Origin of the sequence: Rhodococcus sp. OK611 (genome assembly GCF_003050885.1) — a bacterium.
Classification (GTDB): Bacteria; Actinomycetota; Actinomycetes; order Mycobacteriales; family Mycobacteriaceae; genus Rhodococcus_G; species Rhodococcus_G oryzae.
In genome coordinates this window covers 282,479-296,107 of sequence record NZ_QAOZ01000001.1, presented here as the reverse complement: position 1 = coordinate 296,107, position 13,629 = coordinate 282,479, and the positions used below count along the sequence as shown (strand labels likewise).

Annotated in this window: 17 protein-coding genes; 8 read left to right on the top strand and 9 right to left on the bottom strand. The window is 67.5% G+C overall.

Annotation, left to right across the window (positions count from 1 at the left end; all coding sequences use genetic code 11):
* Window positions 1-48 precede the first annotated feature (48 nt).
* From sufB to C8K38_RS01155, 6 genes are read left to right on the top strand one after another with little or no spacing between them, the layout of a single operon-like run.
* Window positions 49-1,506 (top strand): Fe-S cluster assembly protein SufB, encoded by a 1,458-nt coding sequence (gene sufB / locus C8K38_RS01180; protein WP_097209850.1) that lies wholly within the window; start codon window positions 49-51, stop codon window positions 1,504-1,506.
* The gene (gene sufD, locus C8K38_RS01175; RefSeq protein WP_077041546.1) at window positions 1,506-2,705 is read left to right on the top strand and encodes a Fe-S cluster assembly protein SufD; all 1,200 of its coding nucleotides are present in this window, start codon (window positions 1,506-1,508) and stop codon (window positions 2,703-2,705) included. The genes sufB and sufD overlap by 1 nt, the downstream gene beginning before the upstream one ends.
* 35 nt (window positions 2,706-2,740) lie before the next feature.
* Window positions 2,741-3,532, top strand: coding sequence for a Fe-S cluster assembly ATPase SufC (sufC, locus tag C8K38_RS01170; RefSeq protein ID WP_097209849.1), 792 nt, complete (start codon window positions 2,741-2,743; stop codon window positions 3,530-3,532).
* Window positions 3,533-3,536: 4 nt separating this feature from the next.
* Window positions 3,537-4,832: a cysteine desulfurase gene (locus C8K38_RS01165; RefSeq protein ID WP_097209848.1), complete on the top strand. Its 1,296-nt coding sequence runs from the start codon at window positions 3,537-3,539 to the stop codon at window positions 4,830-4,832.
* Between the two features lie 2 nt (window positions 4,833-4,834).
* Complete coding sequence (sufU, locus tag C8K38_RS01160) at window positions 4,835-5,344, top strand: Fe-S cluster assembly sulfur transfer protein SufU (RefSeq protein ID WP_097209847.1); 510 nt, start codon at window positions 4,835-4,837, stop codon at window positions 5,342-5,344.
* Window positions 5,341-5,760: a metal-sulfur cluster assembly factor gene (locus C8K38_RS01155; RefSeq protein ID WP_097209846.1), complete on the top strand. Its 420-nt coding sequence runs from the start codon at window positions 5,341-5,343 to the stop codon at window positions 5,758-5,760. Before sufU ends, C8K38_RS01155 begins: the two co-directional genes overlap by 4 nt.
* 71 nt (window positions 5,761-5,831) lie before the next feature.
* On the opposite strand, the gene C8K38_RS01150 is transcribed toward C8K38_RS01155, so the two are convergent.
* From C8K38_RS01150 to C8K38_RS01125, 6 genes are all read right to left on the bottom strand, one after another.
* Window positions 5,832-6,185 (bottom strand): hypothetical protein, encoded by a 354-nt coding sequence (locus tag C8K38_RS01150; RefSeq protein ID WP_245220920.1) that lies wholly within the window; start codon window positions 6,183-6,185, stop codon window positions 5,832-5,834.
* A gap of 268 nt (window positions 6,186-6,453) precedes the next feature.
* Window positions 6,454-6,837 carry a fumarate reductase subunit FrdD gene (gene frdD / locus C8K38_RS01145; protein WP_097209845.1) on the bottom strand — a complete coding sequence of 128 codons (384 nt, stop codon included), beginning with the start codon at window positions 6,835-6,837 and terminating at the stop codon, window positions 6,454-6,456.
* Window positions 6,834-7,244, bottom strand: coding sequence for a fumarate reductase subunit C (locus tag C8K38_RS01140; protein ID WP_097209844.1), 411 nt, complete (start codon window positions 7,242-7,244; stop codon window positions 6,834-6,836). Before C8K38_RS01140 ends, frdD begins: the two co-directional genes overlap by 4 nt.
* The gene (gene sdhB, locus C8K38_RS01135; protein ID WP_097209843.1) at window positions 7,241-7,990 is read right to left on the bottom strand and encodes a succinate dehydrogenase iron-sulfur subunit; all 750 of its coding nucleotides are present in this window, start codon (window positions 7,988-7,990) and stop codon (window positions 7,241-7,243) included. The genes C8K38_RS01140 and sdhB overlap by 4 nt, the downstream gene beginning before the upstream one ends.
* 3 nt (window positions 7,991-7,993) lie before the next feature.
* The gene (gene frdA, locus C8K38_RS01130) at window positions 7,994-9,751 is read right to left on the bottom strand and encodes a fumarate reductase (quinol) flavoprotein subunit (RefSeq protein WP_097209842.1); all 1,758 of its coding nucleotides are present in this window, start codon (window positions 9,749-9,751) and stop codon (window positions 7,994-7,996) included.
* Between the two features lie 3 nt (window positions 9,752-9,754).
* Window positions 9,755-9,988: a hypothetical protein gene (locus C8K38_RS01125; RefSeq protein ID WP_097209841.1), complete on the bottom strand. Its 234-nt coding sequence runs from the start codon at window positions 9,986-9,988 to the stop codon at window positions 9,755-9,757.
* A 186-nt stretch (window positions 9,989-10,174) separates the two neighbouring features.
* On the opposite strand from C8K38_RS01125, the gene C8K38_RS01120 reads away from it, so the two are divergent.
* Together C8K38_RS01120 and C8K38_RS01115 are read left to right on the top strand one after the other, a co-directional pair.
* Window positions 10,175-11,272: an NAD(P)-dependent alcohol dehydrogenase gene (locus C8K38_RS01120; protein WP_097209974.1), complete on the top strand. Its 1,098-nt coding sequence runs from the start codon at window positions 10,175-10,177 to the stop codon at window positions 11,270-11,272.
* 46 nt (window positions 11,273-11,318) lie between these two features.
* Entirely contained in the window at window positions 11,319-11,786 is a 468-nt protein-coding gene (locus tag C8K38_RS01115; protein ID WP_097209840.1) for a DUF4334 domain-containing protein, read from the top strand.
* Window positions 11,787-11,797: 11 nt separating this feature from the next.
* Here C8K38_RS01115 and C8K38_RS01110 read toward each other — a convergent pair whose 3' ends face one another.
* The 3 genes from C8K38_RS01110 to ku all read right to left on the bottom strand — a co-directional run bounded on the left by C8K38_RS01110 (window position 11,798) and on the right by ku (window position 13,606).
* Entirely contained in the window at window positions 11,798-12,220 is a 423-nt protein-coding gene (locus tag C8K38_RS01110) for a MarR family winged helix-turn-helix transcriptional regulator (protein ID WP_097209839.1), read from the bottom strand.
* A complete protein-coding gene (locus C8K38_RS01105; protein ID WP_097209838.1) occupies window positions 12,201-12,635 on the bottom strand; it encodes an SRPBCC family protein in 435 nt (144 codons plus the stop codon). Before C8K38_RS01105 ends, C8K38_RS01110 begins: the two co-directional genes overlap by 20 nt.
* An 89-nt stretch (window positions 12,636-12,724) precedes the next feature.
* Window positions 12,725-13,606, bottom strand: coding sequence for a non-homologous end joining protein Ku (gene ku / locus C8K38_RS01100; RefSeq protein ID WP_097209837.1), 882 nt, complete (start codon window positions 13,604-13,606; stop codon window positions 12,725-12,727).
* Window positions 13,607-13,629 lie beyond the last annotated feature (23 nt).

Genomic DNA, 13,629 nt, shown 5'->3' with positions numbered 1-13,629 from the left:
GATGCCCAGCCCGCACCGGCACGCAACAAGACTCCGGAAGGAGCTCGCATGACAGTCACCCAAGATCAGGCATCCGGCAGCACGGAGAAGTCGCCTGCACTGACGCAGGACGAGGCCATCGCCTCGCTCGGCCATTACGGCTACGGCTGGTCTGATTCCGACGTGGCAGGCGCCAGCGCGCAGCGCGGGCTGTCCGAGGCCGTCGTGCGGGACATCTCCGCGAAGAAGAACGAGCCCGAGTGGATGCTCGACATCCGGCTCAAGGCGCTCAAGACCTTCGACAAGAAGCCGATGCCGCACTGGGGCTCCAACCTCGAGGGCATCCACTTCGACAACATCAAGTACTTCGTGCGCTCGAGCGAGAAGCAGGCCGAGTCCTGGGAGGACCTGCCCGAGGACATCAAGAACACCTACGACCGGCTCGGCATCCCCGAGGCGGAGAAGCAGCGCCTGGTCGCCGGTGTCGCCGCGCAGTACGAGTCCGAGGTCGTCTACCACTCGATCCGTGAGGATCTCGAGAAGCAGGGCGTGATCTTCCTCGACACGGACACCGGGCTCAAGCAGCACCCGGAGCTGTTCAAGGAGTACTTCGGTTCGGTGATCCCCGCCGGCGACAACAAGTTCTCCGCGCTCAACACCGCGGTGTGGTCGGGCGGCTCCTTCATCTACGTGCCGCCGGGCGTGCACGTCGACATCCCGCTGCAGGCCTACTTCCGGATCAACACCGAGAACATGGGCCAGTTCGAGCGCACCCTGATCATCGTCGACGAGGGCGCCTCGGTGCACTACGTCGAGGGCTGCACCGCGCCGATCTACAAGTCCGACTCGCTGCACTCCGCGGTCGTCGAGATCATCGTGAAGAAGGGCGGCCACTGCCGCTACACGACCATCCAGAACTGGTCGAACAACGTCTACAACCTGGTGACCAAGCGCACCAAGGTGGACGCGGGCGGTTCCATGGAGTGGGTCGACGGCAATATCGGATCCAAGGTCACCATGAAGTACCCGGCTGTGTGGATGATGGGCGAGCACGCGCGCGGCGAGGTCCTCTCGGTCGCGTTCGCGGGCGAGGGCCAGCACCAGGACACCGGTGCGAAGATGCTGCACCTGGCGCCGTACACGTCCTCGACCATCGTCAGCAAGTCGGTGGCCCGCGGCGGCGGGCGCGCCTCCTACCGCGGCCTGGTCCAGGTCAACAAGGGTGCGCACGGCTCGAAGTCGACCGTGAAGTGTGACGCCCTGCTGGTCGACCAGATCAGCCGTTCCGACACCTACCCCTACGTGGACATCCGCGAGGACGACGTGTCGATGGGTCACGAGGCGACCGTCTCGAAGGTCAGCGAAGACCAGTTGTTCTACCTGATGAGCCGCGGCCTCACCGAGGACGAGGCAATGGCCATGGTGGTGCGCGGGTTCGTCGAGCCCATCGCCAAGGAGCTGCCGATGGAATACGCCCTCGAGCTCAACCGCCTGATCGAACTGCAGATGGAAGGGGCCGTGGGTTAGTGGCCAACGCAAACGAGGCGACGACCGGGGTCAAGGCCGCCGTCGCCGGTGAGAACATCGTGCCCGCCACCAACAAGGGCGAGGTGTTCACCTCATACGACGTCAACGCTTTCGAGGTCCCCGCGGGACGCGACGAGGCGTGGCGCTTCACGCCGCTGCGCAGGCTGCGCGGCCTGCACGACGGAACCGCGGTCCGCTCCGGCGCCGCGACCGTCGAGGTCCAGGCGGTCGAGGGTGTCAGCGTCGAGACCGTCGGCCGTGACGATGCCCGTCTCGGGCAGGCCGGTGTGCCCGCCGACCGCATCGCCGCGCAGGCGTACTCCGGCTTCGAGTCGGCCACGGTGATAACCGTGGCCAAGGAGCATGAGGTCGCCGACGCCGTCAACATCGTGGTGACCGGGCCCGGCGTGGACAAGGTGGCCTACGGCCACATCCAGGTTCGGCTCGAGGCCTTCGCGAAGGCCACCGTGGTCCTCGACCAGCGCGGCAGCGGCACCTACGCGGAGAACGTCGAGTTCATCGTCGGCGACAGCGCCAAGCTGACCGTGGTCGCGGTGCAGGACTGGGCCGATGACGCCGTGCACGTCGCGGCGCACCACTCGCGGCTCAGCCGCGACGCTGTCCTCCGGTACACCTCGGTGAGCCTGGGCGGCGACCTGGTGCGACTGACCCCGACCGTGAAGTACGACGGGCCCGGCGGCGACGCCGAGCTGCTCGGCCTGTACTTCGCCGACGCGGGCCAGTTCTTCGAGCAGCGCCTGCTGGTGGATCACTCGCAGCCGCACTGCAAGTCGAATGTCGTCTACAAGGGCGCGCTGCAGGGCGATCCGCACTCCGGCAAGCCGGATGCGCACACCGTCTGGGTGGGCGACGTGCTGATCCGCGCCGCGGCCGAGGGCACCGACACCTTCGAGCTCAACCGGAACCTGGTGCTCACCGACGGCGCCCGCGCCGACTCGGTGCCGAACCTCGAGATCGAGACCGGCGAGATCGTCGGCGCGGGCCACGCCAGCGCAACGGGCCGGTTCGACGACGAGCAGCTGTTCTACCTGCGTTCGCGGGGCATCCCGGAGGACCAGGCCCGTCGCCTGGTGGTCCGCGGGTTCTTCCACGAGATCATCAACCGCATTGCCGTCCCGGAGGTGCGCGAGCGCCTCGAAGCAGCCATCGAGGTCGAGCTCGCCGCGGTCGGCGTCTGAGATCGCCGACACCACACTTCTCTAAGGAACATTGAATGACCACCTCTGAAAACTCGGTTCTGGAAATCAAGGACCTGCACGTCAACGTCGCCACCACCGACGAGAACGCCGAGCCGATCAACATCCTCAAGGGCGTGAACCTCACGGTCCGCTCGGGGGAGACCCACGCGATCATGGGCCCGAACGGCTCCGGCAAGTCGACCCTGTCGTACGCCATCGCCGGCCACCCCAAGTACGTGGTGACCTCCGGCAGCATCACCCTCAACGGTGAGAACGTGCTCGAGATGAGCGTCGACGAGCGGGCCCGCGCCGGCCTGTTCCTCGCCATGCAGTACCCGGTCGAGGTGCCCGGCGTCTCGATGTCGAACTTCCTGCGCACCGCGGCGACCGCGGTCCGCGGCGAGGCCCCCAAGCTCCGGCACTGGGTCAAGGAGGTCAAGGAGTCCCTGACCGAGCTCGAGATCGATCCGTCGTTCAGCGAGCGCAGCGTCAACGAGGGCTTCTCCGGCGGCGAGAAGAAGCGCCACGAGATCCTTCAGCTGGGCCTGCTCAAGCCGAAGATCGCGATCCTCGACGAGACCGACTCCGGCCTCGACGTGGATGCGCTGCGCATCGTGTCCGAGGGCGTCAACCGATACAAGGAGCGTGAGCACGGCGGCGTCCTGCTGATCACGCACTACACCCGCATCCTGCGGTACATCACCCCGGAGTTCGTGCACGTTTTCGTCGGTGGCCAGATCGTCGAGTCCGGCGGCGCGGAGCTCGCCGACGAGCTCGAGGAGAACGGCTACGTCCGATTCACGCAGGCTGCAGCGACAGGAGCCTAGTTCCATGACCACCTCGGTGAAGGAACTCGACATCACCAGGATCCGGAAGGACTTCCCGATCCTCGGCCGTACGGTGCGCGACGGTAAACCGTTGGTGTACCTGGATTCCGGGGCGACCTCGCAGCGCCCCGTCCAGGTGCTCGATGCCGAGCGGGAGTTCCTCACCACCTGCAACGCGGCCGTGCACCGCGGGGCGCACCAGCTCGCGGAGGAGGCGACCGACGCGTACGAGGGTGCGCGCGCGGCGATCGCCGATTTCGTCGGGGCCGACGCCGACGAGCTGACGTTCACCAAGAACGCCACCGAGTCGCTGAACCTGGTGACCTATGTGCTCGGTGACGAGCGCTTCGAGCGACACCTGCGCCCGGGCGACGAGATCGTCATCACCGAGCTCGAGCACCACGCGAACCTGGTGCCGTGGCAGGAGCTGGCCCGTCGGACCGGCGCGACACTGCGCTGGTACGGGGTGACCGAGGACGGCCGCATCGACCTGGAGTCGCTGGAGCTGACCGACGCGGTCAAGGTCGTGTCGTTCACGCACCAGTCGAACGTGACGGGAGCCGTGGCGCCGGTGGCCGAGCTGGTCCGCCGGGCCAGGGCGGTCGGCGCGCTGGTCGTGCTCGACGCGTGCCAGTCGGTGCCGCACATGCCGGTGGACTTCCATGCGCTGGACGTGGACTTCGCGGCGTTCTCCGGGCACAAGATGCTCGGGCCGTCGGGCGTCGGCGTGCTCTACGGCAAGCGCGAGCTGCTCGCGTCGATGCCGCCGTTCATCACCGGCGGCTCGATGATCGAGACCGTCACGATGGAGGCGACCACCTACGCAGCCCCGCCGCAGCGTTTCGAGGCCGGCGTGCCGATGACCTCGCAGGTCGTCGCGCTGGGTGCGGCCGTGCACTACCTGAACGAGCTCGGCATGGACTCCGTTGCTGCGCACGAACACGAGCTGACGGCGCTGGCGCTCGAACAGCTCGGGGCCATCGAGGGCGTGCGGATCATCGGTCCGACCACCCCCGAGAACCGCGGCGGCGCGGTGTCCTTCGTGGTGGACGGAATCCACGCGCACGACCTCGGCCAGATCCTCGATGACGAGGGCATCGCGATCCGGGTCGGCCATCACTGCGCCTGGCCGCTGCACCGCCACTTCGGCGTGGCGGCGACCGCCCGCGCATCGTTTGCCGTCTACAACACCGCCGACGAGGTGTATGCGCTGGCGGCGGCCATCCGTCGGGCGCAGGACTTCTTCGGTACGCACCCCTCGCCGGGTGCTACCGACGACTCGGTCGACGGGGCTTCGTAGACATGCGGATGGAGCAGATGTACCAGGAGGTCATCCTGGATCACTACAAGCATCCGCACGGGCGGGGGCTGCGGGAGCCGTTCGGCGCCGAGGTGCACCACGTCAACCCGACCTGTGGCGACGAGGTCACGCTGCGGGTCGCGCTGACCGACGACGGCAGGGTGGGGGACATCTCGTACGACGGGCAGGGCTGCTCGATCAGCCAGGCCTCGACCTCGGTGCTCACCGATCAGGTCGTCGGGCTGAGCGTGCGGGATGCGCTCGCGACGGTCGACGCGTTCGATGCGATGATCACCAGCCGCGGCAACATCGAGGGCGACGAGGACGTGATCGGCGACGGGATCGCGTTCGCGGGCGTCTCGAAGTACCCGGCCCGCGTGAAGTGCGCGTTGCTGGGATGGATGGCATTCAAGGATGCCGTTGTTCAAATAGTCGACGGCGCCGACGCTGCGCCCACGAAGAATGTCATCGGCACCGCTGTGCCGGTCCAGACCGGAGGATCGTCATCATGACCGAGACCCAGGCAAACACCGAGTCCACCGAGGACCAGGCCGTGCAGGAGTCCGCGCCCGCCGCCGATGAGCAGGCAGTCATCGAGCTGACCCCCGACCAGCAGGCCGTGGTGGACGAGCTCGAGGAGGCGATGCGTGACGTCGTCGACCCCGAGCTGGGGATCAACGTGGTCGATCTCGGCCTCGTGTACGGCATCAGCGTCGACGCCGAGGATGTCGCCATCGTCGACATGACGCTGACGTCCGCGGCCTGCCCGCTGACCGATGTGATCGAGGAGCAGGCGCGCGGCGCCCTGGTCAAGAGCGGCCTCGTGAACGACTTGAAGATCAACTGGGTCTGGATGCCGCCGTGGGGCCCGGACAAGATCACGGAGGACGGCCGCGATCAGCTGCGGGCGCTCGGCTTCACCGTCTGATCCGAACGTGACAGAGAAGGCGCCAGACCCGAGTGATCGGGTCTGGCGCCTTTGTCATGCGGTCATGGGGATCAGTTGACGCGCACCGTACCGGTGCAGGACGTGGTCGGGATGCTCCACAGCGCATTCCGGTTGACCGCACTCCTGGTGATCTCGACGTCACCGGGACCGCTGTTGAGACGGAGGTTGACGGAGCTGCCCATACCGATCGGCGTGGTCGCGGTGAGAGTGCCCCTGGCCCCGGTGGTCTTGTTGTGCCAGTCGAGGCGGGTGTCCGACAGGTAGGGCGGGGCGAAGAACCAGAGGCTCGACACGTCGGCGAGGGTGAGGTTGCCGGTGCCGGGTCCGTCCTGATAGAAGAATGCCCTGCTGGCGATGTACGGCTGGTCGACGATGTACGGGCTCAGGCCGAAGCATGTGCTCATGGGTACGACCTGTGTTTCTGCCGCTGCCGATCCGGCGCCCGCGACGAGGCCCCCCGCGATTCCGGCCGATACCGCCGCAGCGGTTGCTATGCGTCGAAAGGTGTTGCCGTTCATGTACATAATCTCCCCTGTTTGTTGAAACTAACCGTTTCCGATCATGTCAAAGCCCCGCGATGATTCGGAGTGCCGACACACGAAAATCGGGAGAAACCGACAATTCGTTACGTGCGTCCAGAAGTACTCGGGCCGAGCATCCCGGGATTGCCTCTCACGCCGTGATCAACAGATACGCGGCCACGACGGAGCCGACCGCGGCGGTGCCGTAACACAACACCGCGAGCGGACCCCGCGCCCCGCCGAGCCGCAGGCCGTGCTGCAGCAGGAACCGCAAGCGGTGCGCCGCGTGGAACAGCGCGAGCACGCAGAGCCCGATGAGCACCAGCACCGTGATCGGGTTGCGCAGCACGGAGTGCAGGTGTTGATGGTCGGGCGCCTGGATCCAGCCGAGCGGTATCGCGACGCCGAACAGGATCAGCAGGGCGGGAGCGAGCAGGGCGGCGGCCATCCCGCCCCCGCTGAACAGCAGCCAGAACATCGGTTCGGGGGACCGCCTGGTGTTGGCCCGCCCGGTCGGATTCGGTGCCGTCGTCATCGCAGGATCACCCACACCGCGATGATCGAACACACGATCCACAGCAGGTAATGTGCGGCGACCACCGCGGCAGGCCGAACGGGGCGTCCGCCCAACCGGACCACCATCGCCTTGGGGGCCAGGTTGAACCAGGTCACGGCGTGCAGCAGCACGAACGCCGCCGCGATCACGTTGAGGGCGATCACCCATGGGCGCGCACTCCAGTCGAGGAAGTCCCGATAGGACTCGGGGCCGGAGCCGACCGCGACGACCAGCATCAGCGTGAACGCGACGAACCACGCCACGAACACGCAGGACAGCTCGCGCAGCGCGAACAGCAGGTAGGACCGGCGCCGCAGCCACCACAGCCGCGACACCGGCTGACGGTACCGGCGCGCAGGAACGATGCCGGTACCCTCGGCGGTCATCGCGCACCCCGGGGTAGCAGGAACTCCTTGAGCGACCTGGTCGCCGCGGTCAGCTTGTAGCGCTGGATCGCGCCTGCGGGGTCGACGCCCTTGGGGCACGCCACGCTGCACTCGCCGACGAGGGTGCAGGCCCACGCGCCCTCCGCCGAGGCCAGCACATCGCGCCGGTCCTCGGCGCCCTGGTCGCGGGAATCCAGGTTGTAGCGCTGACCGAGTGCGATCACCGCGGGCCCGAGGAAGGTGGGTTCGAGGGCGTACACCGGGCAGGCCGAGTAGCAGAGCATGCAGTTGATGCACATGCTGTAGCGCTGGTACGCGTCCTTTTCTTCGGGCGTCTGCAGGTACTCGCCGTCCTCTGGCTCGTCCTGGTCCGCGCGGATCAGCCAGGGCTTGACCTTGGGCAGCTTGGCCATGAAGTCGCTGATGTCGACGACGAGGTCGCGGATCACCGGGAAGTTCCGCATCGGTTCGACCCGAATCGATCCGGGGGCGTAGTCGGTCAGGAACGTCGAACAGGCCAGCTTCGGCTCGCCGTTGACCGTCATGCCGCAGCTGCCGCAGATCCCCATCCGGCAGGACCATCGGTAGGACAGCGTGCCGTCCAGCCGGTCCTTGATGTGGTTGAGTCCGTCGAGGATGGTCCACTCCTTACGCAGTGGGACCCGATAGCACTGCGGCGCGGGCACGGACTCCTGCTCCGGCCGGTACCGCGTGACCTCGACGGCGATGGTGTCGTGGTCGGCCATCGCTCACCTCCCGTATACCCGTTGCCCCGGGGGCCAGCGGGTGATCGTCACCGGCAGATACGAGACCCGAGCCTCGCCATCCGGTTGCCGGTGGATCAGTGAATGAGCCAGGTATCTGTCGTCGTCGCGGTCCGGGAAGTCGGTGCGCTGGTGGGCACCTCTGGACTCCTCGCGCCGCAGCGCGCTGTCGACGATGCACTCGGCGACGTCCAACATCCCCGAGAGTTCGAGAGTGGCGATCAGTTCTGTGTTGAACGTCCGGCTGTGATCATCGATGACGGCGGCCGCGTAGCGCTGCTTCAGTTCGCGGATCCGATCGATCGCCGTGCGCAGGGTGCGCTGGTCCCGGTAGATGCCGGCGCCGGACTCCATCGCCTCCTGCATCCCGGTTCGGATGTCGGCGATCCGGTCGGGCCTTGGACCGCCCGCGCCGTCGTGACGAGCGAGTTCGCGTTCGAGTCGACGTTGCTCGTCGCGTCCCTGCGCCTCGATCGCTGCGGTGGGACCGGCGGTGTGAGCCGCCGCAGCGTATGCGGTGGCGGCCTCTCCGGCACGGGCGCCGAAGACGAGCAGCTCCGGCAGCGAGTTCGAACCGAGACGGTTGGCGCCGTTGATGCTGACACAGGCGACCTCGCCCGCGGAGTACAGCCCGGTCAGATCGGTGGCTCCGTGCAGGTCGGTGTGGATCCCGCCCATCATGTAGTGCACGACCGGGCGTACCGGGACCAGCTCGTGGACCGGGTCGATGTTCTGGTAGCTCGCGCACAGTTCCCTGACGAACGGCAGCTTCGCGTCGATGACGTCGGCGCCGAGATGACGCAGGTCCAGGTGGACGATCGGTCCGTCGGGCGTGTCGATCGTCCTGCCCTTCTCCTGCTCGTGCACGAAGGCCTGGGAGAGCCGGTCCCGCGGCCCCAACTCCATGCTGCGCAGCACCGGTCCCGGCGTGGGCGTGCCGAGGTCGTAGTCCTGGAGGTAGCGATACCCGTCCTTGTTGATCAGCCAACCGCCCTCGGCCCGGGCGGCCTCCGTGATGAGGATGCCGGTGAACGGCAATCCGGTCGGGTGGTACTGGACGAACTCCATGTCCTTCAGACCTGCCCCGGCCCGGTAGGCCAGGGCCATCCCGTCGCCGGTCTTGATGGTGGCGTTGGTGGTGAACGGGAACACCCTGCCGCAGCCCCCGGTGCACACGATGACGGCGTCGGCGACGATCGTCTCGATCCGGCCGGTGGACAGCTCGATGGCCACCACGCCCCGCACCCGCCCGTCGTCGACGAGCAGCGTGGTGGCGAACCACTCGTCGTAGCGCACGATGTCCGGGTACGACAGCGCCTTCTGGAAGAGGGTGTGCAGCAGGTGGAATCCGGTCTTGTCGGCGGCGAACCAGGTGCGTTTCCTCTTCATCCCGCCGAACGCGCGCACGGCGATGTGCCCGTCCGGTTGTCTGCTCCACGGGCAGCCCCAGTGCTCCAGGCGGAGCAGCTCCTTCGGCGCTTCGTCGATGAATGCCTCGACGGCGTCCTGGTCGCAGAGCCAATCGCTGCCGGACACGGTGTCATAGGCGTGCTCGTCGAGGGAGTCGTCCGGGGCGATGACCGCGGCGGCGCCACCCTCCGCGGAGACGGTGTGGCTGCGCATCGGGTAGACCTTCGACACGATCGCAACGCTGCGGTTCGGGTCGGATTCCGCGATCGAGATGGCCGCACGCAGTCCGGCGCCACCGCCGCCGACGATGACGACAGAGTGGAATGCGGTCATCGCTCAGGCCTCGTGGTTGCCGCTGTGCTCATCCGCCAGGACCTTGCCGTCGTGCCGAATCGTCTTGATGCGCACGGATCCGTCGTGATACTCGTGGCGGATCACGCGGCAACCGCACGCGTAGACGCGGTCGTCGATGAGCAATCCCGCGTCGTCGTTCTCCTGGTGGCGTCGCCCGTCCACGGCGTGTCCGCACGGAGCCGGCTCCGCGGTGAAGGGGGAACTGGTGCTGATCATCGCCCACCTCCTTGCCTGGCAGGTGGCCACAACGACGATCGGTCTCCTCGGCCGGACAGTCGGGGCCAGGCGCCACGCGATCCGTGTGATCCATCTCACATCGGACGATACGCTCATTTGGCTGGGATCGACCCGGTGCGGACCCGTAAGTTAACGGCAGTTCTCAACTCTGTGGAGGTGGGTGTGGTGGTTGGACGCCGGGCCGCGGTGCTGTCCGGATACGGCGAGCCCGCCCGGATCCGTGACATCCAGACCGACACGCTGAGGGATCGGGAGATCCTGGTGCGGATGGCCGGCGTCGGCATCTGTCACACCGATCTGACGGCGGCCGCGGGGAGGATTCCCTTTCCGCTGCCTGCCGTTCTCGGACACGAAGGATCGGGCGTGGTGGAGTCGATCGGGCCGGGCGTCGACTCGCTCCGCCCCGGTGATCACGTCGTCCTGAGCTTCGCGTCGTGTCGGAGCTGCCGGAACTGCAAAGGGGGCCACCCGGCCTACTGTGCGGGTTTCGCCGCGCTCAACTACTCGGGGTACCGGCCGGACGGCACTACCACGCTGCGGTCCGGAGCCGAGGACGTGCACGGCGGGTGGTTCGGTCAGTCCTCCTTCGCGACACACGCCGTGGTGGGCGAGGCGGGTGCGGTCAAGGTCGCGGACGACCTCCCGCTGGCGTTGCTCGGGCCCCTCGGCTGCGGCATCCAGACCGGCGCGGGCGCGCTGATGCGGGTGTTGCGACCCCAGCCGGGCTCCTCGGTCGTCGTCTTCGGCGCCGGTGCGGTCGGGCTCGGGTCGGTCCTGGCGGCCGCCGCCATCGGATGCGCGACCGTCATCGTGGTCGATCCGCTGCCCGCCCGCCGGGCACTGGCCCTCACGCTCGGCGCCACCGCGGCGCTGGACAGCGCGGGCCCCGGGCTCGGCCGCGAGCTGCGCAGGCTGACCGGTGGCGGCGCGGACCACAGCGTGGACACCGTCAGCAGCGAGGAAGTCCTGAACCTGGCGGTTGCCGCGCTGCGTTCGCCGGGCAGTTGCGCGACCGTGGGCCTGCGAGGTCGACGCAACCCGGTGCTTCTCGACCAGTCGAGCCTGTTGATGGGCCGCAGCGTGACCGGTGTCATCGAGGGCGACGTCGACCCGCGGATGTTCATTCCCGAGCTCATCGGCCTCTGGCGGGCCGGGCGCTTCCCCTTCGGGGGGATGATCACGACTTTCCCGTTCGACGAGATCGAGACGGCGCTCGCGGCGGCGGCGAGCGGGGCCGTGGTCAAGCCGGTGCTCACGTTCTGAACTACCGCAGTCAACCGACCGATTCATCCGAAGACAGGAAGAGGCCGTGGCCGACACACAGAGATTCCGGGAGCTGCTCGAGAGTGAAGTGCCCGTCGATCCGCGCGATCTCGATGGAATCTGGGCGGCGCTGCCGACCGTGCACATCGATGAGCTCGAGGGCAGATGGCGGGGCAGCGGCTTCGAGACAGGGCATCGCACGGGCAGGTTGCTCGCCAGGTCCGGGTGGTATGGCAAGAACTTCGGAGCGCGATTCGATGTACAGCCGCTGCTGTGCCGCGGGCCGGACGGCGAGCTCTACTCCGACGTGGCGGCGGGCAAGGGGGAGGCGAGCCTGTGGATGGTGGAGTTCAGGGGCGAGTGCACCGCGACGATGATCTACGACGGGATGCCGGTGTTCGACCACTTCAAGCGCGTCGATGATCGGACCCTGATGGGCATCATGAACGGCAAGGACGTGCTCGACGGCGGCGAGCATTTCTACTTCGCCCTGGTCAAGGACCAGGCCGGATAGCCGGCCTTCCATCACATCGGGGCGAGGCGTCGCAGCAGCTCGGTGGCCTCACCGCGGTCCACCGGCTCGAAGAACCGCCGGTCGACCTCCTCGACCGCCTCGATCGCCCGCGGCGCCAGTGCGGCGCCGGAGTCGGTGACCCGCAGCAACTTGGCTCGGGTGTCCGCGGGATCGACGTGGCGCTCGATCAGTCCCTTCTTCTCCAGCGTGCGCAATACCTGCGAGGTCATCTTCACATCGGTTCCGGCCTGGCGAGCCACGGCGAGTTGGTTCGGGTTCTCGTCGTGGGTGTTGAGCCACCAGGTGCAGGCCAGCAGGACGAATTGGACGTGGGTGAGCCCGAGGGGTTCGAGCGCCTCGGCGATGCCACGCTGCCAGCGCAGGGTGGCGTGCCAGAGCAGGAACCCCGGGCTCTCACCGGGCCGAAGCGGCATGATCGAGTGCCTTCGCGACGAGGGTCGCCATGGTGTCGGGCCAGTCGCCGGTGACCGCGGGCCCGATCTCGGGGCCGACCACGTCGGCGCCGGCACCGGTGACCTCCATCCGGTACGTGACCCGGGTGCCGCCGTCGGCGAGGGGCTCGGCGCGATGCGCGGTGCGCAAGGTCAGGCCCTCGATCTCGGCCTCGTCCACGAACAACCGGTTCTCGGTGACCTCGGCAAGGCGCAGGTGCACCGGTTCGTCGCCTGCGGGTTTCATGATGATCTCGGTGCCGTCGGCGAAGTCGCCCCGGATCTCGATGTGCTCGATATCGGCGTTCCAGGTGACCCAGTTCTCGACGTCAGCCCACAGGCGCCAGATCGACTCGGGGGTGGCCGCGGTGTCGATGCTGTGTTCGTACTCCCACATGGTGTGCTCCTCGGTAGATGATCTTTGTGAAGACTATCTGTGCGCAGACTATCTGTCCACGGGAGGGGGACGCGATCCCGCGGGGCGGTTCAGCCGGTCTTGCGGGTGGGGGAGCGCTTGGCGGGTGCCTTCTTGGCCGCGGACTTCTTCGCGGGCGCGGCCTTCGGGGCAGCCTCGCCGGACTTGCCCGACTTCGCCGCATCGACGCTGCGCTGCAGGGCGGCGACCAGGTCCACGACCTCCGCGTCCTCCTTGTGTGCGGCGACCTCCTCCGGCGGGGTGACCTTCTTGCCGCCGTTCTTGATCGCCTCGTCGAGCATCTTCTGCAGCTGGATCTGGTACTCGTCGGTGTACGACTCGGGCTCGAAGTCCTCGGACATCGACTCCACCAACGACTTTGCCATCGTCAGTTCCTTGTCGCTCGGAGCGGCCGCCTTGTCGAGGGTCTCGAACTCCGCGGCCCGCACCTCGTCGGGCCAGAGCAGGGTCTGGATGACCAGCACGCCCTCACGCACCCGCAGTGCGGCGAGCCGGGTGCGCTGACGCAGCGTGAAGTGCACCAGCGCGGTGCGGTCGCTCTCGGTCAGTGTGGACGCGAGCAGCTGGTAGGCCTTGGGGGAGGCGGAGTCCGGCTCGAGGTAGTAGCTCTTCTCGAACAGGATCGGATCGATCTGCTCGGACGGCACGAACTGTAGGACCGGGATCTCGTGCTTCTCGGCGGCGGGCAGCTCGTCGAAGTCCTCGTCGGTGAGGATCACCTGCGTCCCGTCCTCGGACGAATACGCCTTGTCGATGTCGGCGAACTGGATGGTCTTGCCGCATTCCTGGCAGACACGGTTGTATTTGATGCGGCCGCCATCGGCGCCGTGGACCTGGTGGAACTTGATGTCATGGTCCTCGGTCGCGGTGTAGACCTTCACCGGGACGTTCACGAGCCCGAACGCGATGGAGCCTTTCCAAATAGACCGCATGAAACCATGATGGTGCACAGGAC